Here is a 20,525-nt window from a genome sequence, read left to right as displayed (position 1 = left end):
TGCCTTTACGCAGCAGGATGGCTTATCCCTCAAGCAATTCCGTCAATTTCTGTCGCGCCCGGTAGATTCGGGTCTCGACGGCCTTTTCGCTGATTTCCAGCACATGCGCCGCTTCGGCCATGGAAAGACCTTCGAGGCGGCACAGGATGAGGGGATCCTTGAGGTTGGCAGGCAGCGCTGCAATCGCGGAGGTCACGCGCGCCAGTTCGCGTGCCGAAATGGCCGCTGCTTCGGGGTCCGGACCGGCATCGGCAATCTGGATGGCATCATCAAGCGGCCGAGCCATGCGGAAGAACTGCCGCACCGCGCGTCGCCGTGCCCAGTCCCGGCACTTGTTAAGCGCTATGCGCAGCAGCCACGCCCGGAAGGGTCGGGCGGGATCGTACCGCGCAAGGGCTGCAAAGGCCGAAACGAAGGCTTCCTGCGTGACGTCCAGTGCCTCGCTTTCGTCACCGACATGATGGCGGGCCAGGCGGAACACGGCGTCGCGATGACGCGCAAGGAGCGCGGAATAGGCGGGCTGCTGCCCGCCTAGCGCACGCGTCACCAGATAGGGGTCCTGATCGCCGGTGTCTCCAGCACCAAACACTGGTCAGCGATGGTCGGGCGCGGTCAGCGCGCGGGCGATTTCACGGTCGAAGATCGCCTGCTGCTCAGGCGTAAGGACGGCGCGCATGGCAAACACGTGAGCCAGCGTTGCCTTCTGCAGTTCGCCCATCGCCATGTGCGATGCATCCACCGCACTGGTAACCTCTGGGCCAATTCTGTGTTCGGTCTCGATGGCACGGGCAAGCAGCGCATTGGAGGCTCGCAGCTTCTGGTCGAGAACCGTTCGTTGCTTGGCGAAATCCGCCTCGATCCGGTCAATCGCCTGCTGTTGCGGCGGGGACAGGTCGAGCCGGTCATGCATGAGCTGGTGCAATTCGCTGCCATGGTGTTCGGGCATCAGCCCGCGCGCGAGGTGGCTTGCTCCCAATGCCACCGCAGCCGATACCAGCGCCACGATCACATACCGCAACATGCCGCCCATCAGTCCACCAGCAGGTGCGAAGGCGCGCCCGACGGTACGCCGAAAAGCGGTTCCGCCTGTGCCGGTGCCGATGGTGCGACCGATCCGGCCATGCCTGCCAGGGCGGCAATGCCGACCGCCATCATCATGCCGCGTCTGGCCTGCAGGCGATCGCGTCGCTCGGCCAAACCTTGCATCACGACACCGTCAAGCGCGGTCAGGGCATGCGGGGATGCCTTTACGGCCAGTGCATCAAGGAGATCGTCAATCTGTGCCATTGCTGGCTGTGTTCCTTTGTTTACGCAGGCCATAATACGCGCGTTCAATGCAAATCCCTCAAGTCAAAAAATCGTGCGAGTGTCTGAGGGGTAGGCAGCAATAGTGCGTAAAGCCCTTCAGATCCCAACCGAAAGGCCCCGTCATGCGTCGTCTCGCTCTTCTTGCCGTTCCTGCGCTCGCCCTGTTGGGGCTCCCGGGAGCCGCGCTCGCACACCCGAAGCTTGTCGCAGCGAACCCCGCCGCCGACACGGCCGTGGCCAAGCCCACACGCCTTTCGCTGACCTTTTCCGAAGATCTCGTTGCCCCGCTCACCGGCATTGATCTGGTGATGACCGGAATGCCTGGCATGGCCAATCACGCTCCGATGCCGATCAAGGGCTTCAAGACCGACGTCAAGGGCAAGGTGCTCAGCGTCAGTCTCCCGCGCCCGCTGCCGGCGGGAACCTATAACCTCAAGTGGCATGCCGTCGCGGGCGACCAGCATCGCATCGAAGGGCAATACGCCTTCACAGTCCGCTAAGACCTTGGAAAGTTCAGCGCTCATCGCGGCGCGAGCGCTGTCGTATGTGACGCTGCTGCTCGTCGCCGGCTTGCCATTGTACGCTCTTGCCAATGGTCAGCCGGTTTCGGCGAGGGCGCGCGGCATGCTGGCAGGTATGGCGGTCGCAGCGGCAGCGGCGTCGGCATGGTGGGCGCTTGAATCGATCGCGGCCATGGCGGGAATGGCTCTGTCCGCTCTCGACCAGCCCACAGCCGAGGCCGTGCTGGCAGCCACGCCGCTTGGTGCGGTGATGGAGTGGCGGCTTACGGCCCTTGCCGCCGTCGTTGCAGCAGCAGTCGTGCCACTCAACGCCCTGCGCGCGCCGGCGTTGGCCGTGGCTGGCTCGGTGGCTCTGTGCTCGATCGTATTTACCGGCCACGCCGGCGCAAGCGAAGCCGCGCTGCACCGTTGGGCCGATGGCCTGCATCTTCTTGCCGCAGCGCTTTGGCTGGGGGCGCTCGCCGCGTTTCTCGCCGCGGCGTTGCGAAACGACTCGGACGGCCAAGCGCTTGCACGCTTTGCCCGCACCGGCAGCGTCGTCGTCGCCGTCCTCGTGCTGACCGGAGCGGTGAACACGCTGGCCATTGCCGGATGGCCAATTGCCTGGTCGACCTTCGCGCACAGCCGCTGGGCGGCGCTGCTCGTGGTGAAGCTGACTCTATTCATCGTCATGCTGGCGCTCGCCGCCGGCAACCGCTGGCTGATCGTGCCTGCGTTCGAGCAAGGCGAAGACGGAGCGCAAGCCCGCCTGCGCCGCGCGATCCTTGCCGAATTCGCGGTCGGCCTGGCCATCGTCGTCATCGTTGCCGCGCTGGGTGTACTCGATCCGGCCGCATGAGGCCTTCTGGCAACAAAGAATTCCCGTCCGGGCGCTTGACCGCACGACCCAGTGCCTTAGCTCTCTTGCCGCTGCAACTCGTCAACGGGAGAGAGCTATGTTCAGCCACGTCATGGTCGGCGCCGACGATATCGACGCTGCCAAGGAATTCTACGACGCCACCTTCGCCGCATTCGGCGGCCCGCAAGCGATCACCGATCCCAAGGGCCGGCTGATCTATCAGCACAGCGGCGGGCTGTTCATCGTGACCAAGCCGATCAACGGCGAAGCGGCATGCGGTGCCAATGGCGGCACGATCGGCTTCCGCATGACCCCGGAACAGGCCGATGCCTGGCATGCTGCGGGCGTTGCAGCGGGCGGCACTGCCTGCGAAGACCCGCCGGGACCGCGCGAAGGCTCCCCCTACTATCTCGCCTACCTGCGCGATCCTGCCGGCAACAAGCTCTGCGCTCTGGACATCATCGCCTGATGCCACTCGAAACGGTCTCTACCTCCAAGTCGCACGGCGGAACGCTGGGCGTCTACAAGCACGAGTCCACGTCGACGGGGACAGGGATGACCTTTTCGGTCTTCCTGCCTCCGCAGGCGGCAGACGGGGCGAAATTGCCCGTGCTGATCTACCTTTCGGGGCTGACCTGCACCCACGCCAATGTCACCGACAAGGGCGAGTACCGCAAGGCATGCGCCGAACACGGGATTGTCTTCGTCGCGCCCGATACCTCGCCGCGGGGCGACGGCGTGGCCGATGATCCGGCAGGTGCCTATGACTTCGGTCTGGGAGCGGGGTTCTACGTCAATGCCACGCAGGAGCCTTACGCTCAGCACTACCGCATGTGGGATTACGTCGCCGAGGAATTGCCAGCTCTGCTGGGCGCGACCTTTCCCGTGGATCTTGGCCGCATGGGCATAACCGGCCACTCGATGGGCGGGCATGGCGCACTGACGCTGGGATTGACGTATCCTGACCGCTTCCGGTCGCTGTCCGCTTTTGCGCCGATCGTTGCGCCGGGACAGGTCCCCTGGGGCCACAAGGCGCTCGCCGGCTATCTCGGGGACGATCGCGCATCATGGCGCAAGCACGATGCCGTGGCGCTGATCGAAGACGGTCACCGGCCGGCCGGCGCGGTGCTGGTCGATCAGGGCGATGCCGACGGCTTCCTTGCCGAACAACTTCGGCCCGAACTGTTGGACGCGGCATGCAAGGCGGCGGGCGTCGATCTGACCCTTCGCCTGCAACCTGGCTACGACCACAGCTACAACTTCATATCGACCTTCATGGACGATCATGTCCGCTGGCACGCCGAGCGGCTGAACGCCTGAAGATAACGCCGCGAAGAATCAGGCTGCGGCGCGTCCTGCCCGCAGCCATTCGCGTGCCCGGCGCTGCGCTTCGGCAATCTCGCGTGCCGTCATTTCATCGGCGATGTCGGCGCGACATTGTGCCGCCTCCTCATGTCCGCCGACCGCGGCCAGATTGAACCACTTGTGTGCCTCGATAAGGTCGCAGTCCACGCCATGGCTGCCCGTCGAATAGGCCACGCCCAGATCGAACAGCGCATTGCTGTCGCCGCCGGCGGCCGCAGCAAGGCAGGTGGCCACCAGATTGTCCGCATGGTCGTTCGAACGAGTGCCTGATTCGGTTTCGCCTGTGTGGCTGACCAGCTTGATAAAGCTCTGAGTCATTTACCATTACCCCCGTTTGTGAGGCCTCTTTCATGGCCACTCAACGAAGCACAAGGTCACCAATCTTGGTCAACAAATGGTTAATCTGCCGCGAGTCATCATTGCGGATCATTTCGTGTCGAAAAAAGCCTGTGCGGCACAGCACTGTTGCCGCGCCATTTGTGTATCATGGCCGCCTAAGCGCTTGTGTGCGTCACGGGCCAATCCTATAGGCGCGCGAGCAACAAAGCCTGCGCGTCCATGTGGGAAACCACGTGGGAAGAATGTGGGCGGGGAGGGGCGGAAGCTTGCAATGCGGAGGGCCGAATGGCTGGGGTCTTGAGTGACGAGATTGACGTTCTGGCAAAAGCGCGTCGTGCGATGCCGAGCGATTACGTTCCAAGTGACGACGAACCTTACATGAACGAAACGCAGCAGGACTATTTCCGACGCCTGCTGATGGAATGGAAGAAGTCGATCCTCTCTGCAGCCGCAGGTACGCTTTCGGCGTTGCAGGACGGCCCGATCCGCGAGCCCGATCTCAATGACCGTGCTTCAAGCGAGACTGACTGGGGGATCGAACTGCGCACGCGTGATCGCCAGCGCAAGCTGATCGCGAAGATCGATTCTGCAATGCGGCGCATCGATGAAGGGGAATATGGTTACTGCGAAGTGACCGGAGAGCCGATCGGCCTTGGTCGCCTCATCGCTCGCCCCATCGCAACGATGACAGTAGAAGCGCAGGAAGCGCATGAGCGCCGGGAAAAAATCTCGCGCGACATGTGATCATTCTGGATCGGGCAAATGCCTGAAACAGGCGAGGCAAAGGGTTAACGGCTGGCGTCAATAACGCCCCGTTAACCTTTGCCGTTTAGGAAAACAGTACGAATTTCTGCGATCTGTCCTCCTGCACATGCGCGCATGGCTGAGCGGATTTGAGACTCTAGGCAACGGCGGACCCTTTGGTGACTGACATCGACCATCGGCAACTGGGGCGTGATAGCCTCTTCCTCATGGCAGAGGTGCGCATTGCCGGTACTGATGCCGAGCATCGCGTAAAGGTCCGCAACCTCTCCGCCGGCGGCATGATGGCCGAAGGTCCGATGAAGGTTCTGCGTGGCACCCAGATCGAAGTGAACCTGCGCAACATCGGCTGGGTGTCGGGCGTCGTGGCGTGGATCCAGGACAACCGATTCGGCATCGCCTTTGTCGAAGAAATCGATCCCAAGCTTGCTCGTGAACCTGTCGGCACGGGCCCGTCGACCCCGCGCTTCGTCAAGGTTGTAGCGCCCATCCAGAACACAGGGCCGCTTCGGAAAATCTGACTCGGATGGTCTCGTTCGCAAGGCGGAGCGCATTTGCCGCTTACTTTCTGGACCTGCAGGAACGCCTCGCCTAGTCTGCCTGCGATGGCTCGAAAACTTGCAGCAATCGCATTGCTCCTGGCCGCTGGTGGATGCGGGCAGGATCATGGCGGTGCCTTGCCGGTGGTGGTGATTGGCGACGGCGCCGCGCTCAAGGAGCGCGGTCCACGGCTGTCCCCGCCCGCCCAGCTTCTGCGCGCCGCCACTTTCGAGGGACTTGTCGGTTTTGACGAACAGGGTCGGGTCGTGCCGGCACTGGCCGATCGCTGGATCGTCACCGACAACGGCCGTAGCTACATCTTCCGTCTGCGAGACGGCGCGATGCCTGACGGCAAGCGCATTTCTGCAGAAGTCACCGTTGCGCTCCTGCGCAAGGCAATAGCCAATCTCAAGGGTACGGCACTCGGACTGGACCTTGCAGCCATCGACGAAGTTCGCGTCATGGCAGACCGGGTGATCGAAATCGATCTGGGCGCGCCAGTGCCCGAACTGCTTGCGCTTCTGGCACAGCCGGAACTCGCCTTGGCTTTTGGCGGCATGGGTACCGGTCCGATGGCTTTGACCCGGCAGCCCGATGGCACCATCGTGCTTGGTCTCATTCCCCCGAAGGCGCGGGGCCTTCCCGAACTTGCCGATTTCGCGCAGCGTGCCCGGCCGCTTACCATCACCCTCGCGCCGGCCGGCAAGGCGGTCTCGCTGTTCGACGATGGCTATGCGGATGTCCTGTTGGGGGGGCGGATCGATACGATCCCGCTTGCCGGACGCATCGGGCTGACGCGTGGAAATGTGCAACTTGATCCAGTGATCGGGCTGTTCGGCCTTGTCGTTGACCGGACCAGCGGCTTTCTTGGCGCGGCCTCCAACCGGGAGGCATTGTCCATGTCGATCGACCGCGCAGCGCTACTCGCGCGGTTCAACATCGGCGGCTGGCAGCCGACCACTCGCATTGTCTCCCCCGACGTCGAGGACGATCTCGGCACGATCGGGGAGCGCTGGGGGGCGATGTCGCTCGACGAGCGGCGAGCGCAGGCGGCCACGCGCGTAAACGCCTGGAAGGGTTCGGGCGGGGCAATCCCCACGCTGAACATTGCCATGCCTGATGGCCCGGGTTCGGCCTATGTGTTGGAGCAGTTGCGCGCCGATTTTGCCAAGATCGGTCTTTCGGTTCGCCAGGTGGGCGAGAACGATCGTGCCGACCTGCGGCTGGTCGATATCGCCGCGCGCTATGGCCGGGCCACGTGGTTCCTGAACCAGCTCTCCTGCACGGTACAGAAGGCCGTATGCAGTCCCGCAGGCGACGAGCGCACTGCCGAGGCGCGCCGCGCGAACGACCCGGCCGAACGCGCTGCGCTGCTGGCCGAGGCTGAGGCCGAGATTACCGCCGCCAATGGCTTTATCCCGATAGCCCGGCCGATGCGCTGGTCTATGGTGCGCGGCAGCGTCAGCGGTTTTGCAGCGGTGCCGTGGGGCTGGCATCCCTTGCCGCCGATGGCCTGGCTTCCCAGATAGGATCCATGACGACCACCTCTTCCGCCCCCCGCCCGCAACCGCTGCGTCCTGAACTTCCGGGGCTGGGCAACGATCCGGCATCGGTTCTCAAGCGCGTGGAGATGCTTGAGCGCGTTCTCGAACGCAGCTTTACCATCCCGGGCATCCGCCGCGATGTCGGGCTTGATGCGATTGCCGGCCTCGTGCCGGTCGTCGGCGATCTGGTCACAGCGGCGATGGGCGCCTACATCGTCTGGGAAGCGCGCAATCTAGGCCTGCCGAAGTGGAAGTTGTGGCGCATGGGCGCGAATGTGGCATTCGATACTGCCCTGGGCGCCGTGCCGGTCGTCGGCGATGCCTTCGACCTGTTCTTCCGCTCGAACTCGAAGAACCTGAAGATCCTGCGCAAGCATCTCGACAAGCATCACCCGCAGGCGCGCGTCATCGAAGGCTGACAATCAGAAATCGATCGCGATTCCGTTCTTCTCCCAATCGCCGAAGCGGGTGGGATCAAGGCCGTCAGGATCGTCGCCGCGCTCGATCGCCATGGGCTTAGGCGCGGGCTCGTTGGTCCAGTGCGCTGGCTGCGTGAAGTCTGCCGGACGCTTGGTGGCGCGGGGTGTGGGCTTGTCCATGGGGTTCGAGATGGGCGCTCCTGCGCCGAACTGCAATTGCATATTGGGGCACAAGCGCCGATAGGCCGCTGTCATGGCCCGATCCACCGCTCCCGATGAAGTTCCCGGCGTTCCCGCCCGCCGCGCCGCGCTGCGCCTGCTCGATGCCGTTCTGCGCCGCGGCGATCCGCTCGATCAGGCAGCGCCGCCAATCCTGCGCGGGATCGAACGCGGCGACGATCGCGCGCTCGCACTGGCTATCGCGCAGGAATCGCTACGCTGGATGGCTGATCTTGATGCCCTGATCGATGGCGCGACCCGGCAGGTGCTCCCCGAAGACGCCAAGGCGCGTTCGGTGCTGCGCATCATGCTGGCACAGGCACTTCGCCTGGGACTGCCGGGCCACGCCGTTGTCGCCACCGGCTTGCCGCTGCTGGTCGGTGGCCCGCGCCGTCTCGCGCATGGCGTGTTCTCCGCGGTGACCAGGGGCGGAGCCGCATTGCCGCCTGCACCCACCTTGCCGCCCCCCGTCGCGGCGCGCTGGAGCGAGGCGTGGGGAGATCGGGTCGGTGTGATCGCGCAAGGGTTGGCCGAACCGCCGCCGCTGGACCTTACGCTGCGCGATCCTGCTGAAACTTCGCTTTGGGCAGAAAGACTTGGCGGGCAGTCCCTCGCACCGGGGCACATCCGCATGGCGCGTGCAGGTTCGGTAGAGGTCTTGCCAGGGTTCGGGGAAGGTTCGTGGTGGGTCCAAGACCTTTCGGCCAGTGTTCCGGCACGTTTGCTGGGCGCTGGCGAAGGCCGTCGCGCGCTCGACTTGTGCGCCGCGCCGGGTGGCAAGACGATGCAACTCGCAGCTGCCGGCTGGAAGGTCACCGCGCTCGACAAGTCCTCCCGCCGGACCGAGCGGCTGACCGAGAACTTGCGCCGAAGCCGGCTCGAGGCGGAGGTCGTCGTTGCCGATGCGCTGACATGGCAGCCCGATGCCCCATTCGATGCGATCCTGCTCGATGCGCCGTGCAGCGCCACTGGCACTTGTCGCCGTCATCCCGATGTTCTGCACCGCCATGCCGCGCTTGAGGAACTGGTGGCATTGCAGGCGGCGATGCTGCAGCGGGCGGCGGGCTGGCTCGCGCCGGGGGGAACGCTGGTCTACGCGGTATGCTCGCTCGAGCCTGCCGAGGGCGAGCTTCAGGCTGCTGCTTTCACGGGACTTTGGCAGGTTCCGGTCATGGATGAGGAACTGCCGGCAGGGCTTTCCGCCCAGGATGGGAATTTCCGTAGCGATCCGGGGATGCTGGCGGACAAGGGCGGGATCGACGGCTTCTTCGCCGCGCGCTGGCGAAAGATCTAGCGCGTCTTTCGGAACACGATGTAGACCGCGCCTGATCCACCGTGGCGGGGCTGGGCCGGGCGGACGGCGGCAATGCGATCGGCATGGGGGCTGTGTGCCAGCCAATCGAGCAGCTTGGCACGAATGACACCGCGCTGGTTGCCACGTGCGTCGCGCTCCTCGCTCGAGCGCGGCTTGCCCGCGATCAGCAGCATGACCCGCGCCCCCATGGCCAGCGCCTGGGCTATGCCACCGTTCAGTCGTCCATGCGCCGCATCCAGGCCAAGGCCATGCAGGTCGATCGTCACGTCGGGTGCGATCGCGCCGTGGGAAAGCTTGCGATCCCAGCTTGAATCGAGGCCATGGCTTTCGAGGGGCCGTGACACAGGGCGCGGTGGCGGGGGAGGTGCCGGGGGCTGGGGCACGCGGCCTTTTACGCGCCGCACTGGCAGCGCAGGCGTTGGCGCCGCGCTGACGACTGCAACGACCGGCTTGGCCTTGGCACGGGGTGGGTGAAGCGGCGTGATTGTAGCCGCCACCCTGTTCCACAACGCGGCTTCCTCGGCCGAAAGGCCGCGCGGCGCCCGTGCCATCAGCGGCCGCTCACTGCCGGTTGAGACGCGCCAGCGTCCCCTTGGGCAGGAGAATCAGGGCGCGGCCGCGTGCGCTCATGCCGCCGGCTACGCGCCTGGCCTCGGCCCCGGCACCCCAGAAACTGTCGAAACGGTTGGCGCCCTGGATCGCGCCACCGGTGTCCTGCGCCACCCACAGGCCGCTGGCGTCATTGCGATCAAGCTGGAGCCAGACCGGTGCGCCGAGCGGGACGAAGGCCGGATCGACTGCAACCGTGGCGCCCGGCGTGACCGGCACGTTGAGCGCGCCGACCGGACCAGCGCCGGTCATCTCGCGGAAGAACACGAAGCTGCGGTTCTGCTGCATCAGCCGGCGACCATCGTCGGGGAAATCGCGCAGGTACTGCTGGATGCCCTGCATGGACCCGGAATACTGGCCGGGCGATGACCCGATCAGGCCCCGTTCGCGCATCAACGAGCCGATGCCGGTGTAGGCATAACCATTCTGTCCTGCAAAGCCGAGCCGGATTACCGAACCGTCAGGCCCTCGCAGCCGGCCAGACCCCTGGATCTGCAGGAAGAACACCTCGACCGGATCGGCCGCCCAGGCAATTTCCAGACCCTTGCCGGCAAGTGCGCCAGCCTCGATCTGGCTGCGATCGTAATAGGCGGTGAAGACGCCCGCTTCGTCATAGCGGCCAAGCGGCATCCGCCCATCGGGAAGTGGCGGCGCATCACCGGGCCTGGCCCGTACCAGATCGGGCGGCATGGCATAGATGGGAACATCAAAGCCCGGTTGCCGCTGGCGCACTCCGGAAATTTCGGGTTCGAAGTAACCCGTCACGAAAGCCGAACCTTCGCCGACTTCGGCCGTCTCGAAGTAAGCGGCGAAGAAGCGGGGGGCATCCGCTTCGGGCCACGTGCCCACGGCAGAGCAAGCGGGCTGCCAGTCCTGGGGCTGGGTCAGCCCGGAGTTGTCCGCCCGCTTGGTGACGCGTGCGCACGATCGCGCGAACGTACGGAGTGCGGCAATCGCATTGTCGCGCCTGAAGCCGAGTCCTGTCGCCATTGGTCCGGCCTTTACGCCCAAAAGCGCGGCGGTGGGTGCGGTCGTTGGGGGAGCAGGAGCTGGTGCTTGGCCTTGTGGCAGCGGCTGCGGGCGCGGGCCGGATGTTTCCGGCACAAGGCGGACACAACTTCCAAGCAGCAAGGCGGCCAGCAGCGTCGCAATGCTGCTTCTAGTCCGACCCCTCATCATCGTGCGCTCGTTGCCCCGAGGTCTGCCGTCAGGCTTCGTCGGTCTCGTCGAGCAGCCAGTCCGGATCGCGCGAGGTCAGGTCGCGGCTGAAGGTCCACAAGTCACGTGCTTCGATTGCGTCATCGAGCGATCCGGCAATCACGCGGCCTTCGCTGTCGCGCGTGACAGATGCAATGTCGGCCAGGAAGCGGACGGAGATGCGGGCCATCTTGCCTTCGATCGAAGCAGCAACAATGCGCGCTTCCTCGACGCGGATGACGCGGGCGTCGATCGTTTCGCCAGCTTCGACGCGCGCGTTGATGGCGGAGGTGAAGCCCTCGAGCACATCGGCATCGCAAAGCTGCGTAAGTTCTTCCTTGTCCCCGCGCCAGAAGGCTTCGAGGATCATGGCATAGGCAGCCTTCGAGCCTGCAAGGAACTGCGCCACATCGAAGCGGGGATCAGCAGCGATGATCGCGCGAACGCCAGCTTCGGCCGAATTGTCGAAAGTGTTTACCTCGGGCACGAGCTGCTCACGCGAACGGCCAGCGAGCGACCCCGCCTCTGCCGCGCGAGGGGCAATGGGCTGCTGGGTCCGATTCGAACCTGCCGGGTTCTGCGCCGACGGATCAGGCTGCTCGATCCTGCGACGCATCGGTTCCTCGTCCCGCTCCGGCCGGCGGCCGAGAACAGAATAGAGTCGCAGGCCCAGAAAGGCTGCAATCATCGCCAGGATCACAATTTGAACAATCACGCGCAAGATTCCCGAACTGTCCATGGCCCAGGTTCGGAAGACCAGAGCTCACGGCGTCATTCCAACGTGCCTCAAATAGGTACGGATTACAAATGAACAACGCGTGCATGACCCTTTGGGCTCATCCCTTGGCAAAGAATCTCGCCCGGTTGTTGCTCACCTGCGCCAGAAGAGCGCGGCAGACCGCATGGACACGGGCACAGCGAAGGCGGATTGCGGCCTTTCGGGCATGATGCTAGGCGCGCGGCCAAGGGAAACCCACACAGAAAGCACGTGTCTCATGGCCGACGAAGGCAACATCATTTCGAATCTCAATCTCGATGGTCCGGTGCCCAATGGCGAAGACACCTCGCCCGCGATCGGCCTGATCTCGCAGTACGTGAAGGACCTCTCGGTCGAGAATCCGAACGCGCCCGAATCCTACCAATGGACCGAAGCGCCCGAAATCGGCGTGGATTTCAACATTTCGGCTCGTCTGATCCAGCCTGAAATCCACGAGATCGAACTGAAGATCAATGTGACCTCGAAGGGTGCGCAGGGCACCGCGTTCATCGTCGAATTGGCCTATTGCGGCCTCATCGGCATGCGCAACGTGCCCGATGACCAGGCCCATCCGTTCCTGTTCGCCGAAGGCCCCCGCATCCTGTTCCCCTTCGCCCGTCGCATCGTCGCCGATGCCGTGCGCGATGCCGGCTACCCGCCGCTGATGCTGGAACCGATCGATTTCAACGGCCTGTATATGCAGCAACTGGCGCAGGCCCAAGCGACCGCGGAAGCCGAACCCGCAGGCAACGCCTGATCTGATACCTGATCCGGTGGCCCGAAGGATGCGGCTATGAACCTCCTCAAGGCCACCGGTTCAATCGGCGGGCTGACGTTGCTCAGCCGCATTCTCGGGCTGGTGCGTGACAGCCTATTCGCGCGCTTCGTCGGCGCAGCGTTCGCATCCGACGCGTTCCTTGTTGCGTTCCGGCTGCCCAACATGTTCCGCGCCCTGTTCGCGGAAGGGGCGTTCGCCAGCGCCTTCATCCCGATGTTCAACAAGAAGGTCGCTGACCCCGAGGGCAAGGGCCTGCGCGACGGGCTGGACTTTGCGGAAGCGGCGCTGGCCGTGCTGCTGCCGGTGCTTCTGTTCATGACGGTGGTGCTCGAGATCTTCGCCTGGCCGGTGACGCTGCTTTTGTCGGGCAAGTTCAACGGGGTCAGCGCGGAGCAGTTCGCCTATGCGGTAGAGCTTTCGCGCTGGACGATTCCGTACCTGATGCTGATCAGCATCGTCTCGCTGTTCGGCGGGATTCTCAACTCGCTGGGCAAGTTCTGGGTCAATGCAGCGGCGCCGATCCTGCTGAACCTGACGCTGATCGTTGCCCTGCTGGGCTTTCATTCCGACGATCCGCTGGTGACCGCGCGCAATCAGGCGATTGCCGTCTCTGTCTCGGGCGCGCTGCAACTGTTGTGGCTGGCGTGGGCCTGCCGCAGGAATGGGGTGCGGCTACGGCTGCGACGCCCGCGCCTTTCACCGGAAGTGAAGCAACTGCTCAAACTGATACTGCCGGCGGCGGCGGGCGCGGGGGCAGTGCAGATCAACCTGGTGATCTCGACGGCCCTTGCCGCATCGCTGCTCGATCACGGTTCGGTCACCTATATCTACATGGCCGACCGGCTTAACCAGTTGCCGCTGGGGCTGATCGGCATCGGGCTTGGCACTGTGCTGCTGCCCACGATCTCGCGCCAGTTGGGCGGGGGCGAGGAAGCGGCGGCGATGGAGACGCAGAACCGCGGCATGGAACTGGCGCTGCTGCTGACGTTGCCCGCCACGGTTGCGCTGGTGCTGTGCGGCGAGCCGATTGCGGCGGCGCTGTTCGGCTATGGCAAGTTTGACGCGCAGGACACGCACTTTACCGCGCAGGCGCTGGCCGCGTTCTCGATCGGGCTGCCGAGCTATATCCTCGTCAAGGTGCTTACGCCGGGATACTACGCGCGCCAGGATACGAAGACGCCGGTGCGCTATGCCACGATATCGATGGTGGTGAACCTGGTAGGCAACCTCGCGCTGATCGTGCCGCTCAGGCACATGGGGCCGCCGCTGGCAACCGCGATCGCCTCGACCGTCAACGTCTGGCTGCTCTATCGCACGCTGGTGGGGCGCGGACATTTTGCCGCCGATGCACGATTGAAGCGGCGGACGGTGCGACTGGCGCTGGCAGCGCTCGCGATGGGCGCCGTGCTGTGGGCGGGGCAGGGACTGGTCATGCCCTATGTCCATGGCACATGGACCCTGCGCATCGCGGCCATGGCATCTCTGGTCACCGCTGGGGTCGTCGTCTATGGCCTCGCTGCCGTCCTGACCGGGGCTTTCCGGGTGGACGACCTCAAGCTTCTCCTGCGGCGTCGCCGCTCCAACTGAAGGCACTGCAATGCGTATCGTTTCGGGCATCCAGCCAACCGGCAATCTCCACCTCGGCAACTACCTGGGTGCGATCCGGAACTGGGTGCGCATGCAGGACGAATGGTCGGCCAAGGGTGGGCAGTGCCTCTATTTCCTGGCTGACCTGCACGCGATCTCGATGCCGCATTCCCCCAGCGAGCTGGCGGCAAACACGCGCGAGATGGTGGCGGCGCTGGTCTCGTGCGGGATCGATCCCGACAAGTCGATCCTGTTCAACCAGGCGCAGGTTCCCGCCCATGCCGAACTGCAGTGGCTGCTCAATGGCACCGCCCGAATGGGCTGGCTCAACCGCATGACGCAGTGGAAGGACAAGGCGGGCAAGAACCGCGAGGGCGCGAGCGTTGCGCTGTTCACCTACCCCGTGCTGCAGGCGGCCGACGTGCTGCTCTATCAGGCGACGCACGTGCCGGTGGGCGAGGACCAGAAGCAGCATCTCGAACTGGCGCGCGACATCGCGCAGAAGTTCAACAACGACTTCTGCGCCGAGGACGCCCCGCTGTTCACGCTGCCCGATCCGATCATCCCGCCCGAGGCTGCGCGGATCATGTCCTTGCGCGATGGCTCGGCCAAGATGAGCAAGTCCGATCCGTCTGACATGAGCCGCATCAACCTCACCGACGATGCCGACGCAATCATGCAGAAGGTGAAGAAGGCCAAGACCGATCCCGAGCCGCTGCCGGGCACGGTGGAAGGCCTTGCCGGGCGTCCCGAAGCGAACAACCTCGTCGGCATCTATGCGGCAATGGCAGGGACCACGCCGGCGGACGTTCTGGTTCAGTTCGAAGGCAAGGGCTTTGGTCAGTTCAAGCCGGCGTTGGGCGAACTGCTGGTGGAGACGCTTTCGCCGATGGCGGCGCGCTATCGCGAATTGCGCGTCGACGGCGAGGCGCTGGATGCGATTCTGGCAAAGGGTGCGCTGAAGGCGCGCGATCTCGCCGCGCCAACACTGGCGAAGACCTATCAGGCGCTCGGCCTCGTAAGGGGCTGATTTTCAGCGAGACTGATGCAAAACATCACGAGCCTGCAACATATGTTGCAGGCTCCATTCAACGTGCATTCAGCACTTCCTGTCCAGAAAGAGCCCATGCTAAGCATGGAATGCGACCGGCATCTTCGTTGCGGGCTCGAGAGAGTTCGCACGCGGCCGAAGGGACGGGGGCCAGGGGCGCGGATCGCATGTTAGGAGTCGCAGGATGAATACGCCTTTCAAGAACACGCCACGATCGCCCGCCCGGCGCCGCTTGCTCGGGCTCTCGGCGGTTTCGCTCATGCTGGTCTCGCTTGCGGGGTGCGCAACGCCGTTCAAGGCGGACGTGAAGCGCTTTCAGGCGCAGCTTCCGGCGCCGGCTGGCCAGACCTTTGCGGTTGTTGCCGACGATCCGCGCGATGCAGGCGGCCTCGAATTCTCGCAATATGCCTCGCTCGTCGGGCGCCAGATGGAAAAGCTGGGTTATCAGCCGGCCAGCCCCGAAGCGGCCGACCTTCTGGTCAAGTTCGACTATGGCATCGACGGCGGACGTGATCGCGTTCGCTCCACCGGCTTTGCCGACCCGTTCTGGGGCGGTTGGGGTGGCTGGGGCGGCTGGGGCCCGGGCTGGGGTGCCGGTTACGGGCGTTGGGGCCGCCCAGGCTTCTATGGCCGTGGCGGCTGGGGCTATGGCTGGTATGATCCGTTCTTCTACGGCGGTTCGGGCTTTGGCGCCGGCGGCGTGGACGTGGTCACCGTCTACACCTCGATGATGGATCTCAAGATCGATCGCCGCGTCGATGGCCAGCGCCTGTTCGAAGGCAAGGCTGAAGCAGCCTCGTCGTCGAACCGCCTGTCCTATGTCGTGCCGAACCTGGTCGAGGCGATGTTCACAGACTTCCCCGGCCACAACGGCGAAACGGTGCGCATCTCGATCGCACCGGAAAAGAAGACGGTGAAGAAGGTCAACTGACCTTCACGACTTCAGGATCAAAGGGGCCTCGCAGCAATGCGGGGCCCCTTTCGATTCAGCCCTTGAGCGCGGAAAGACCGCCGGTGGAGCCGAAGCCACCTTCGCCCCGTGCCGTGTGGTCGAGTGTCGCGGCTTCAACCCAGATGCCCCGCGTGACGGGTGCCACGACAAGCTGGGCGACGCGGTCACCCCGGCGGATCGAAAACACCTCGCTACCAAGATTGATCATGATGACCTTGAGTTCGCCGCGATAATCGCTGTCGATCGTGCCTGGCGTGTTAGGCACGGTCACGCCGTGCTTGAGCGCGAGGCCCGAGCGCGGGCGAACCTGGATTTCGTACCCGGCCGGGATGGCAACGGCGAGTCCTGTAGCGACGGCATGGCGCGCGCCGGGGGCAAGATCGACATCCTCGGCGGAGACGACGTCCATTCCGGCTGCACCATCTGTGGCATAGACCGGCAGCGGCAAATCCTCGCCGTGGGGCAGGCGCTTCACGAGGACGGGAACTTCAGGCGAGTGCATCGGCAATTCTTTCGATCAGGAGCGCAGCAGCGGCATCCTTGGGGAGTTCGGGCAGGCTTTCGACGCCACGGGCGCTGACGATATGCAGCCCGTTGACCTCGCCGCCCATCTGGTGCGTTGCGACATCGTTGGCGACGATCCAGTCCGCACCCTTGCGCGCAAGCTTTGCCCGGGCATGATCGAGCACGTCGTTGGTTTCCGCGGCAAAGCCGACTACCAGCCGCGGGCGACGCGCGGACTTGCACAGCGTGGCGAGGATATCGGGGTTTTCAACGAGCTGCAGCGGCGGGACTTGGCCGGACCCGTCCTTCTTGATCTTCTGCTCGGACTCTCCGGCGCTGCGCCAGTCGGCCACGGCGGCGACCATGATGGCGACATCGGCGGGCAGCGCGGCATCTACGGCGGCGGCCATCTGGCGCGCGGTTTCCACGTCGATCCGGGTCACGCCGGGCGGTGCCGGCAGGTTGACCGGGCCGGATACGAGCGTGACCCTGGCTCCGGCGCGGGCGGCAGCGGCGGCGATGGCGAAGCCCTGCTTCCCGCTTGATCGGTTGGCGATGTAGCGAACAGGGTCGATCGGTTCGTGCGTGGGGCCGGCGGTGATGAGGACGTGCTTGCCGGCGAGAGGCTTGGCCTCGCTGCCAAGTTGGCGCGCGATCTCTGCGACGATTGCAGGCGGCTCGGGCAGGCGGCCGGGGCCGAATTCGCCGCAGGCCATCGCCCCCTCGTCGGGCTCCATCACCGTCACCCCATCGCCGCGCAGTGTGGCCACGTTGCGCTGCGTAGCGGGGTGCTGCCACATGCGTACGTTCATGGCAGGCACGGCAAGCACCGGCTTGTCGGTGGCGAGGAGCAGCGTTGTGGCAAGATCATTGGCAATGCCACCCGCCATGCGGGCCATGAGGTCGGCCGTGGCCGGGCATACGACGACGAGATCGGCCTGTCGCGACAATTGGATGTGGCCCATCTCGACTTCGTTCTTGAGGTCCCAAAGCGTGGTGTGGACGGGGTTCTCCGAAAGCGCTGCCAGCGTCATCGCGGTGACGAAATGCGCAGCTCCTTCGGTCAGCACGCAAGTGACCTCGGCACCTTCCTTGCGCAGCAGGCGGACAAGTTCGCACGACTTGTAGGCCGCAATGCCGCCGCCGACGATAAGCAGGATGCGTGTTCCCATCATGGCTGCGGCTTGTGCAATGGCAGCGACAGCGGCGCAATCCTTTTGCGCAGGCAGCACCGTTCGGGCACAGTCTTGTCCAAACCATAACGGGGGATCGAGTGATGAGACTGATACTGACGGCGCTGGTATTCCTGGCGGGGCTGTTCGACCTTTTTCTGGCGATCGGCTTCCTGACCGATCCCGTGCAGCAGGCCACCGGGTTCGGCATTGCCGCCAGCGGCGTCGGCGGCATCTCGACCATCCGCGCCGACTTCACCGCGTTTTTCGGCGTGGCAGCGTTCTGCATGATGTGGGGCGCGTGGCGCCGCAATGCCGACCTGATGCTGGTCCCGGCACTGCTGTTCGGCACTTCCTTCGTCGGCCGCGCGATCAACCTGGCCGCAATCGGGGCTTATCCGGGCTGGCAACTGCAGATGGCCGTAGAGGCTGGGCACGTGCTGCTGATGCTGGCGGCGTGGCGGATGTTGCCACACCATCGCCTGCAGGACATCGCCGCTTGAACGCCGGGCCGTTCGTGCTGGGCGAACACTTTGTGCAGCTTGTCGGCCCTGGCAAATGCCTGCCGGTGAAAGTGGATGATGTGTTCTGGGAAACGGGGATCACCCAACTGCCGCCGGGCCGCCTCGTCACCATGTTCGAAAGCGCCGAAGACTGGCAGGTGTGGGAGCGGCATCCCGGAGGCGAAGAGCTGATCTTCCAGATCGACGGGGAAATGACACTGGTGCTCGATGAGGACGGCACGGAGACGCGCGTTCGGCTGCATGCAGGCGAATTCGCAGTCGTACCTGCCGGCATCTGGCATTCTGCCGAGGTGGCAGTGCCCGGCCGCGCGCTGTACATCACGCCGGGTGAGGGCACGGAAAGCCGGCCCCGGCACTGAAGGGCTCGGCGGGAAAGGACATTTCACATGGTTGCCATAACGCTGCCACGGATCATTCGCATCGGGGGAGGTGCGCTGGCGGAACTGCCCGAAGCGATGACGCAGTGCGGCCTGAGCCGCCCATTTGTGGTCACTGATGGCTTTCTGGCGCAGAGCGGGATGGTCGACCGGCTGCTTGCGGTGCTGGGCACAGCCGGCATCGTGGCAACAGTCTTTGCCGAGACGGTGCCGGACCCGACGGTGGCCGTGGTCGAACAGGCGCTCAAGGCTTTGCGCCTGAGCGGCAGCGATTGCGTAATCGGCTTTGGCGGTGGCAGCCCGATCGATACGGCCAAGGTCATCGCCGCCCTCGCGCTCGAACCGCGCCCGGTGCCGACGTTGAAAGCGCCTGTCACCACCGATGCCCCAGGCCTCCCGATCATAGCAGTGCCGACCACGGCAGGCACGGGATCGGAAGCGACGCGCTTCACCATCGTGACCGACGAGGTGACGAGCGAGAAGATGCTATGCGCAGGGCTGGCCTTCCTGCCGACCATCGCCGTGGTCGATTTCGAACTGACCATGGCCAAGCCGGCGCGCCTCACCGCCGACACCGGGATCGATTCGCTTACCCACGCAATCGAGGCCTATGTGTCGAGGCGGGCTAACGCTTTCTCGGACGCCATGGCGATCTCGGCGATGAAGCTGATCGCGCCGAACATTCGCACCGCCTGTGCAGAACCCGGCAATCGTGCAGCGCGCGAGGCGATGATGGTCGGCGCGCACCACGCCGGCATTGCCTTTTCCAACGCCAGCGTGGCGTTGGTTCATGGCATGAGCCGGCCAGTCGGCGCGTTTTTTCACGTGCCGCATGGGCTTTCCAACGCGATGCTGCTGCCGGCGATTACGGCGTTTTCGGCACCGGCTGCGCTGCCGCGCTATGCGGCCTGCGCAAGAGCGATGGGGATCGCGTCGGTCGAGGAAGGCGATCAGTCGGCCGTGGCAAGGCTGCTGGATGAGCTGGGCGCGCTCAATCGCGATCTGTCAGTGCCGACGCCGCAATCCCATGGCATATCGCGGGAAAGATGGTTCGAGGTCATGCCCGAAATGGCGCGGCAGGCGCTGGCTTCCGGATCGCCGTCCAACAATCCGCGCGTGCCTGACGCGGCGGAAATCGAACGGCTCTATGCCGAGGTGTTCGGATAAAGCGGAATCCCCTCCGAACGGATTGTCCGGAGGGGAACGCGTTTATCAGTCAGCCAGTGCTTCGATCAGCGCCTTCGAGAAGGCCGGAATGTCGTCCGGCTTGCGGCTGGTGATGAGGTTGCCGTCAACCGCGACTTCCTGATCGACGACATCGGCGCCGGCATTGGCGAGATCGGTCATGATCGAGGGCCAGCCGGTGACGGTGCGCCCATCGACGACATCGGCTTCGACCAGCAGCCAGGGGCCGTGGCAGATCGCGGCAATCGGCTTGTCGAGGTCGTCGAACTCGTTGACGATATCGACCGCGCGGTCGTCCATGCGCAGGATGTCGGGGTTCATCTGCCCACCCGGCAGCAGCAGCGCGTCGTATTCGCTGGCGTCCACTTCATCGAGCGTGATGTTCACGGCGACGGCATCGCCCCAGTTCTTGTCCTTCCAGCCAGTGATCGACCCGGGCTTGAGGCTGGCGACGACAGTTTCGATACCGGCGTCTTCGAGGGCCTTCTTCGGGCCTTCGAGTTCGGACTGTTCAAAACCATCGGTCGCGACGATCAACACGCGCTTGCTCATGGGATGCTCCTTGAAAATGTCGGGGGGAGTGCTTGCATCCTAGAATTGCCGGGGACTGCGGTTGTTCCGTGACTTTCGCTCCACTCCTCGTGTTGCTAGGACGTTCCGAC

General features: G+C 64.6%; 27 protein-coding genes. 16 read left to right on the top strand and 11 right to left on the bottom strand.

All coding sequences use genetic code 11. From position 1 onward, the window contains the following. Positions 1-22 precede the first annotated feature (22 nt). The 3 genes from B9A23_RS18455 to B9A23_RS18445 are packed head-to-tail and all read right to left on the bottom strand — an operon-like array spanning position 23 to position 1,287. Positions 23-550, bottom strand: coding sequence for an RNA polymerase sigma factor (locus B9A23_RS18455; protein ID WP_139797559.1), 528 nt, complete (start codon positions 548-550; stop codon positions 23-25). 42 nt (positions 551-592) lie between these two features. Further along, positions 593-1,021, bottom strand: coding sequence for a Spy/CpxP family protein refolding chaperone (locus B9A23_RS18450; RefSeq protein WP_368655945.1), 429 nt, complete (start codon positions 1,019-1,021; stop codon positions 593-595). Positions 1,022-1,029: 8 nt separating this feature from the next. Beyond that, positions 1,030-1,287, bottom strand: coding sequence for a hypothetical protein (locus tag B9A23_RS18445; RefSeq protein ID WP_084280607.1), 258 nt, complete (start codon positions 1,285-1,287; stop codon positions 1,030-1,032). A gap of 143 nt (positions 1,288-1,430) precedes the next feature. Here B9A23_RS18445 and copC point away from each other — a divergent pair, with 143 nt between their 5' ends. The 4 genes from copC (at position 1,431) to fghA (ending at position 3,987) form a co-directional block, all read left to right on the top strand. After that, positions 1,431-1,808 (top strand): copper homeostasis periplasmic binding protein CopC, encoded by a 378-nt coding sequence (copC, locus tag B9A23_RS18440; RefSeq protein ID WP_084280606.1) that lies wholly within the window; start codon positions 1,431-1,433, stop codon positions 1,806-1,808. A gap of 4 nt (positions 1,809-1,812) precedes the next feature. Then, positions 1,813-2,667: a copper homeostasis membrane protein CopD gene (gene copD / locus B9A23_RS18435; RefSeq protein WP_176218065.1), complete on the top strand. Its 855-nt coding sequence runs from the start codon at positions 1,813-1,815 to the stop codon at positions 2,665-2,667. A gap of 97 nt (positions 2,668-2,764) precedes the next feature. Further along, positions 2,765-3,136: a VOC family protein gene (locus tag B9A23_RS18430; protein WP_084280603.1), complete on the top strand. Its 372-nt coding sequence runs from the start codon at positions 2,765-2,767 to the stop codon at positions 3,134-3,136. Continuing rightward, positions 3,136-3,987, top strand: a complete 852-nt coding sequence (fghA, locus tag B9A23_RS18425; protein ID WP_084280602.1) for an S-formylglutathione hydrolase — start codon at positions 3,136-3,138, stop codon at positions 3,985-3,987. Before B9A23_RS18430 ends, fghA begins: the two co-directional genes overlap by 1 nt. A gap of 18 nt (positions 3,988-4,005) precedes the next feature. On the opposite strand, the gene B9A23_RS18420 is transcribed toward fghA, so the two are convergent. Then, on the bottom strand, positions 4,006-4,350 hold the full coding sequence (locus tag B9A23_RS18420) for an SEL1-like repeat protein (RefSeq protein WP_139797554.1): 345 nt from the start codon (positions 4,348-4,350) through the stop codon (positions 4,006-4,008). A gap of 306 nt (positions 4,351-4,656) precedes the next feature. Between B9A23_RS18420 and dksA the strand changes: the two genes are divergently transcribed. The 4 genes from dksA (at position 4,657) to B9A23_RS18400 (ending at position 7,636) form a co-directional block, all read left to right on the top strand. Next, positions 4,657-5,115: an RNA polymerase-binding protein DksA gene (gene dksA / locus B9A23_RS18415; RefSeq protein WP_084280600.1), complete on the top strand. Its 459-nt coding sequence runs from the start codon at positions 4,657-4,659 to the stop codon at positions 5,113-5,115. A gap of 179 nt (positions 5,116-5,294) precedes the next feature. Continuing rightward, positions 5,295-5,654 carry a PilZ domain-containing protein gene (locus B9A23_RS18410; RefSeq protein WP_176218064.1) on the top strand — a complete coding sequence of 120 codons (360 nt, stop codon included), beginning with the start codon at positions 5,295-5,297 and terminating at the stop codon, positions 5,652-5,654. Between the two features lie 84 nt (positions 5,655-5,738). Continuing rightward, complete coding sequence (locus B9A23_RS18405) at positions 5,739-7,202, top strand: ABC transporter substrate-binding protein (protein ID WP_084280599.1); 1,464 nt, start codon at positions 5,739-5,741, stop codon at positions 7,200-7,202. 5 nt (positions 7,203-7,207) lie between these two features. Beyond that, positions 7,208-7,636: a DUF4112 domain-containing protein gene (locus tag B9A23_RS18400; protein WP_084280598.1), complete on the top strand. Its 429-nt coding sequence runs from the start codon at positions 7,208-7,210 to the stop codon at positions 7,634-7,636. 3 nt (positions 7,637-7,639) lie between these two features. Here the strand turns inward: B9A23_RS18400 and B9A23_RS18395 are convergent, their stop codons facing one another. After that, entirely contained in the window at positions 7,640-7,816 is a 177-nt protein-coding gene (locus tag B9A23_RS18395) for a DUF1674 domain-containing protein (RefSeq protein ID WP_084280596.1), read from the bottom strand. 73 nt (positions 7,817-7,889) lie between these two features. On the opposite strand from B9A23_RS18395, the gene B9A23_RS18390 reads away from it, so the two are divergent. Further along, positions 7,890-9,149, top strand: coding sequence for an RsmB/NOP family class I SAM-dependent RNA methyltransferase (locus tag B9A23_RS18390; RefSeq protein ID WP_084280594.1), 1,260 nt, complete (start codon positions 7,890-7,892; stop codon positions 9,147-9,149). Here B9A23_RS18390 and B9A23_RS18385 read toward each other — a convergent pair. From B9A23_RS18385 to B9A23_RS18375, 3 genes are read right to left on the bottom strand one after another with little or no spacing between them, the layout of a single operon-like run. Then, positions 9,146-9,721 (bottom strand): Smr/MutS family protein, encoded by a 576-nt coding sequence (locus tag B9A23_RS18385; protein ID WP_084280593.1) that lies wholly within the window; start codon positions 9,719-9,721, stop codon positions 9,146-9,148. The two genes, B9A23_RS18390 and B9A23_RS18385, sit on opposite strands and share 4 nt — an antisense overlap. 10 nt (positions 9,722-9,731) lie before the next feature. After that, positions 9,732-10,958: a murein transglycosylase A gene (locus tag B9A23_RS18380; protein ID WP_176218063.1), complete on the bottom strand. Its 1,227-nt coding sequence runs from the start codon at positions 10,956-10,958 to the stop codon at positions 9,732-9,734. Positions 10,959-10,986: 28 nt separating this feature from the next. Beyond that, positions 10,987-11,691 (bottom strand): Tim44/TimA family putative adaptor protein, encoded by a 705-nt coding sequence (locus B9A23_RS18375; protein ID WP_176218062.1) that lies wholly within the window; start codon positions 11,689-11,691, stop codon positions 10,987-10,989. A gap of 280 nt (positions 11,692-11,971) precedes the next feature. On the opposite strand from B9A23_RS18375, the gene secB reads away from it, so the two are divergent. The 4 genes from secB to B9A23_RS18355 all read left to right on the top strand — a co-directional run bounded on the left by secB (position 11,972) and on the right by B9A23_RS18355 (position 16,080). Continuing rightward, complete coding sequence (gene secB, locus B9A23_RS18370) at positions 11,972-12,490, top strand: protein-export chaperone SecB (protein WP_084280620.1); 519 nt, start codon at positions 11,972-11,974, stop codon at positions 12,488-12,490. Positions 12,491-12,526: 36 nt separating this feature from the next. Then, a complete protein-coding gene (murJ, locus tag B9A23_RS18365; protein WP_084280589.1) occupies positions 12,527-14,098 on the top strand; it encodes a murein biosynthesis integral membrane protein MurJ in 1,572 nt (523 codons plus the stop codon). Positions 14,099-14,108: 10 nt separating this feature from the next. Continuing rightward, a complete protein-coding gene (gene trpS, locus B9A23_RS18360) occupies positions 14,109-15,128 on the top strand; it encodes a tryptophan--tRNA ligase (protein WP_084280588.1) in 1,020 nt (339 codons plus the stop codon). Between the two features lie 205 nt (positions 15,129-15,333). Further along, positions 15,334-16,080, top strand: a complete 747-nt coding sequence (locus tag B9A23_RS18355; protein ID WP_084280586.1) for a DUF4136 domain-containing protein — start codon at positions 15,334-15,336, stop codon at positions 16,078-16,080. A gap of 55 nt (positions 16,081-16,135) precedes the next feature. Here B9A23_RS18355 and dut read toward each other — a convergent pair whose 3' ends face one another. Together dut and coaBC are read right to left on the bottom strand one after the other, a co-directional pair. Continuing rightward, on the bottom strand, positions 16,136-16,603 hold the full coding sequence (gene dut / locus B9A23_RS18350; RefSeq protein ID WP_084280584.1) for a dUTP diphosphatase: 468 nt from the start codon (positions 16,601-16,603) through the stop codon (positions 16,136-16,138). Then, positions 16,590-17,780: a bifunctional phosphopantothenoylcysteine decarboxylase/phosphopantothenate--cysteine ligase CoaBC gene (gene coaBC / locus B9A23_RS18345; protein ID WP_084280582.1), complete on the bottom strand. Its 1,191-nt coding sequence runs from the start codon at positions 17,778-17,780 to the stop codon at positions 16,590-16,592. Before coaBC ends, dut begins: the two co-directional genes overlap by 14 nt. A 101-nt stretch (positions 17,781-17,881) precedes the next feature. Here coaBC and B9A23_RS18340 point away from each other — a divergent pair, with 101 nt between their 5' ends. From B9A23_RS18340 to B9A23_RS18330, 3 genes are read left to right on the top strand one after another with little or no spacing between them, the layout of a single operon-like run. Beyond that, positions 17,882-18,280 (top strand): hypothetical protein, encoded by a 399-nt coding sequence (locus B9A23_RS18340; protein WP_084280580.1) that lies wholly within the window; start codon positions 17,882-17,884, stop codon positions 18,278-18,280. Further along, complete coding sequence (locus B9A23_RS18335; protein ID WP_084280578.1) at positions 18,277-18,660, top strand: cupin domain-containing protein; 384 nt, start codon at positions 18,277-18,279, stop codon at positions 18,658-18,660. Before B9A23_RS18340 ends, B9A23_RS18335 begins: the two co-directional genes overlap by 4 nt. Before the next feature lie 27 nt (positions 18,661-18,687). Next, positions 18,688-19,845 carry an iron-containing alcohol dehydrogenase gene (locus tag B9A23_RS18330; RefSeq protein WP_084280576.1) on the top strand — a complete coding sequence of 386 codons (1,158 nt, stop codon included), beginning with the start codon at positions 18,688-18,690 and terminating at the stop codon, positions 19,843-19,845. A gap of 45 nt (positions 19,846-19,890) precedes the next feature. On the opposite strand, the gene B9A23_RS18325 is transcribed toward B9A23_RS18330, so the two are convergent. Beyond that, entirely contained in the window at positions 19,891-20,415 is a 525-nt protein-coding gene (locus B9A23_RS18325; RefSeq protein WP_084280575.1) for a type 1 glutamine amidotransferase domain-containing protein, read from the bottom strand. Positions 20,416-20,525: the final 110 nt, after the last annotated feature.

Origin of the sequence: Novosphingobium sp. B1 (assembly GCF_900176395.1) — a bacterium.
Lineage (GTDB): Bacteria > Pseudomonadota > Alphaproteobacteria > Sphingomonadales > Sphingomonadaceae > Novosphingobium.
Note: the sequence above shows the minus strand (reverse complement) of the source record. Positions and strands in the feature narration are given on the sequence as shown.

What these genes read in the sequence shown, in the direction of transcription:
- murJ (WP_084280589.1), top strand. Translation starts at nt 12,527, where the DNA reads ATGAACCTCCTCAAGGCCACCGGTTCAATCGGCGGGCTGACGTTGCTC.
- B9A23_RS18430 (WP_084280603.1), top strand. Translation starts at nt 2,765, where the DNA reads ATGTTCAGCCACGTCATGGTCGGCGCCGACGATATCGACGCTGCCAAG.
- secB (WP_084280620.1), top strand. Translation starts at nt 11,972, where the DNA reads ATGGCCGACGAAGGCAACATCATTTCGAATCTCAATCTCGATGGTCCG.
- B9A23_RS18380 (WP_176218063.1), bottom strand. Translation starts at nt 10,958, where the DNA reads ATGATGAGGGGTCGGACTAGAAGCAGCATTGCGACGCTGCTGGCCGCC.
- B9A23_RS18400 (WP_084280598.1), top strand. Translation starts at nt 7,208, where the DNA reads ATGACGACCACCTCTTCCGCCCCCCGCCCGCAACCGCTGCGTCCTGAA.
- fghA (WP_084280602.1), top strand. Translation starts at nt 3,136, where the DNA reads ATGCCACTCGAAACGGTCTCTACCTCCAAGTCGCACGGCGGAACGCTG.
- B9A23_RS18395 (WP_084280596.1), bottom strand. Translation starts at nt 7,816, where the DNA reads ATGGACAAGCCCACACCCCGCGCCACCAAGCGTCCGGCAGACTTCACG.
- B9A23_RS18390 (WP_084280594.1), top strand. Translation starts at nt 7,890, where the DNA reads ATGGCCCGATCCACCGCTCCCGATGAAGTTCCCGGCGTTCCCGCCCGC.
- B9A23_RS18450 (WP_368655945.1), bottom strand. Translation starts at nt 1,021, where the DNA reads ATGTTGCGGTATGTGATCGTGGCGCTGGTATCGGCTGCGGTGGCATTG.
- dut (WP_084280584.1), bottom strand. Translation starts at nt 16,603, where the DNA reads ATGCACTCGCCTGAAGTTCCCGTCCTCGTGAAGCGCCTGCCCCACGGC.
- B9A23_RS18420 (WP_139797554.1), bottom strand. Translation starts at nt 4,350, where the DNA reads ATGACTCAGAGCTTTATCAAGCTGGTCAGCCACACAGGCGAAACCGAA.
- B9A23_RS18445 (WP_084280607.1), bottom strand. Translation starts at nt 1,287, where the DNA reads ATGGCACAGATTGACGATCTCCTTGATGCACTGGCCGTAAAGGCATCC.
- B9A23_RS18330 (WP_084280576.1), top strand. Translation starts at nt 18,688, where the DNA reads ATGGTTGCCATAACGCTGCCACGGATCATTCGCATCGGGGGAGGTGCG.
- trpS (WP_084280588.1), top strand. Translation starts at nt 14,109, where the DNA reads ATGCGTATCGTTTCGGGCATCCAGCCAACCGGCAATCTCCACCTCGGC.
- B9A23_RS18355 (WP_084280586.1), top strand. Translation starts at nt 15,334, where the DNA reads ATGAATACGCCTTTCAAGAACACGCCACGATCGCCCGCCCGGCGCCGC.
- B9A23_RS18340 (WP_084280580.1), top strand. Translation starts at nt 17,882, where the DNA reads ATGAGACTGATACTGACGGCGCTGGTATTCCTGGCGGGGCTGTTCGAC.
- B9A23_RS18385 (WP_084280593.1), bottom strand. Translation starts at nt 9,721, where the DNA reads ATGGCACGGGCGCCGCGCGGCCTTTCGGCCGAGGAAGCCGCGTTGTGG.
- coaBC (WP_084280582.1), bottom strand. Translation starts at nt 17,780, where the DNA reads ATGATGGGAACACGCATCCTGCTTATCGTCGGCGGCGGCATTGCGGCC.
- B9A23_RS18325 (WP_084280575.1), bottom strand. Translation starts at nt 20,415, where the DNA reads ATGAGCAAGCGCGTGTTGATCGTCGCGACCGATGGTTTTGAACAGTCC.
- B9A23_RS18405 (WP_084280599.1), top strand. Translation starts at nt 5,739, where the DNA reads ATGGCTCGAAAACTTGCAGCAATCGCATTGCTCCTGGCCGCTGGTGGA.
- dksA (WP_084280600.1), top strand. Translation starts at nt 4,657, where the DNA reads ATGGCTGGGGTCTTGAGTGACGAGATTGACGTTCTGGCAAAAGCGCGT.
- copC (WP_084280606.1), top strand. Translation starts at nt 1,431, where the DNA reads ATGCGTCGTCTCGCTCTTCTTGCCGTTCCTGCGCTCGCCCTGTTGGGG.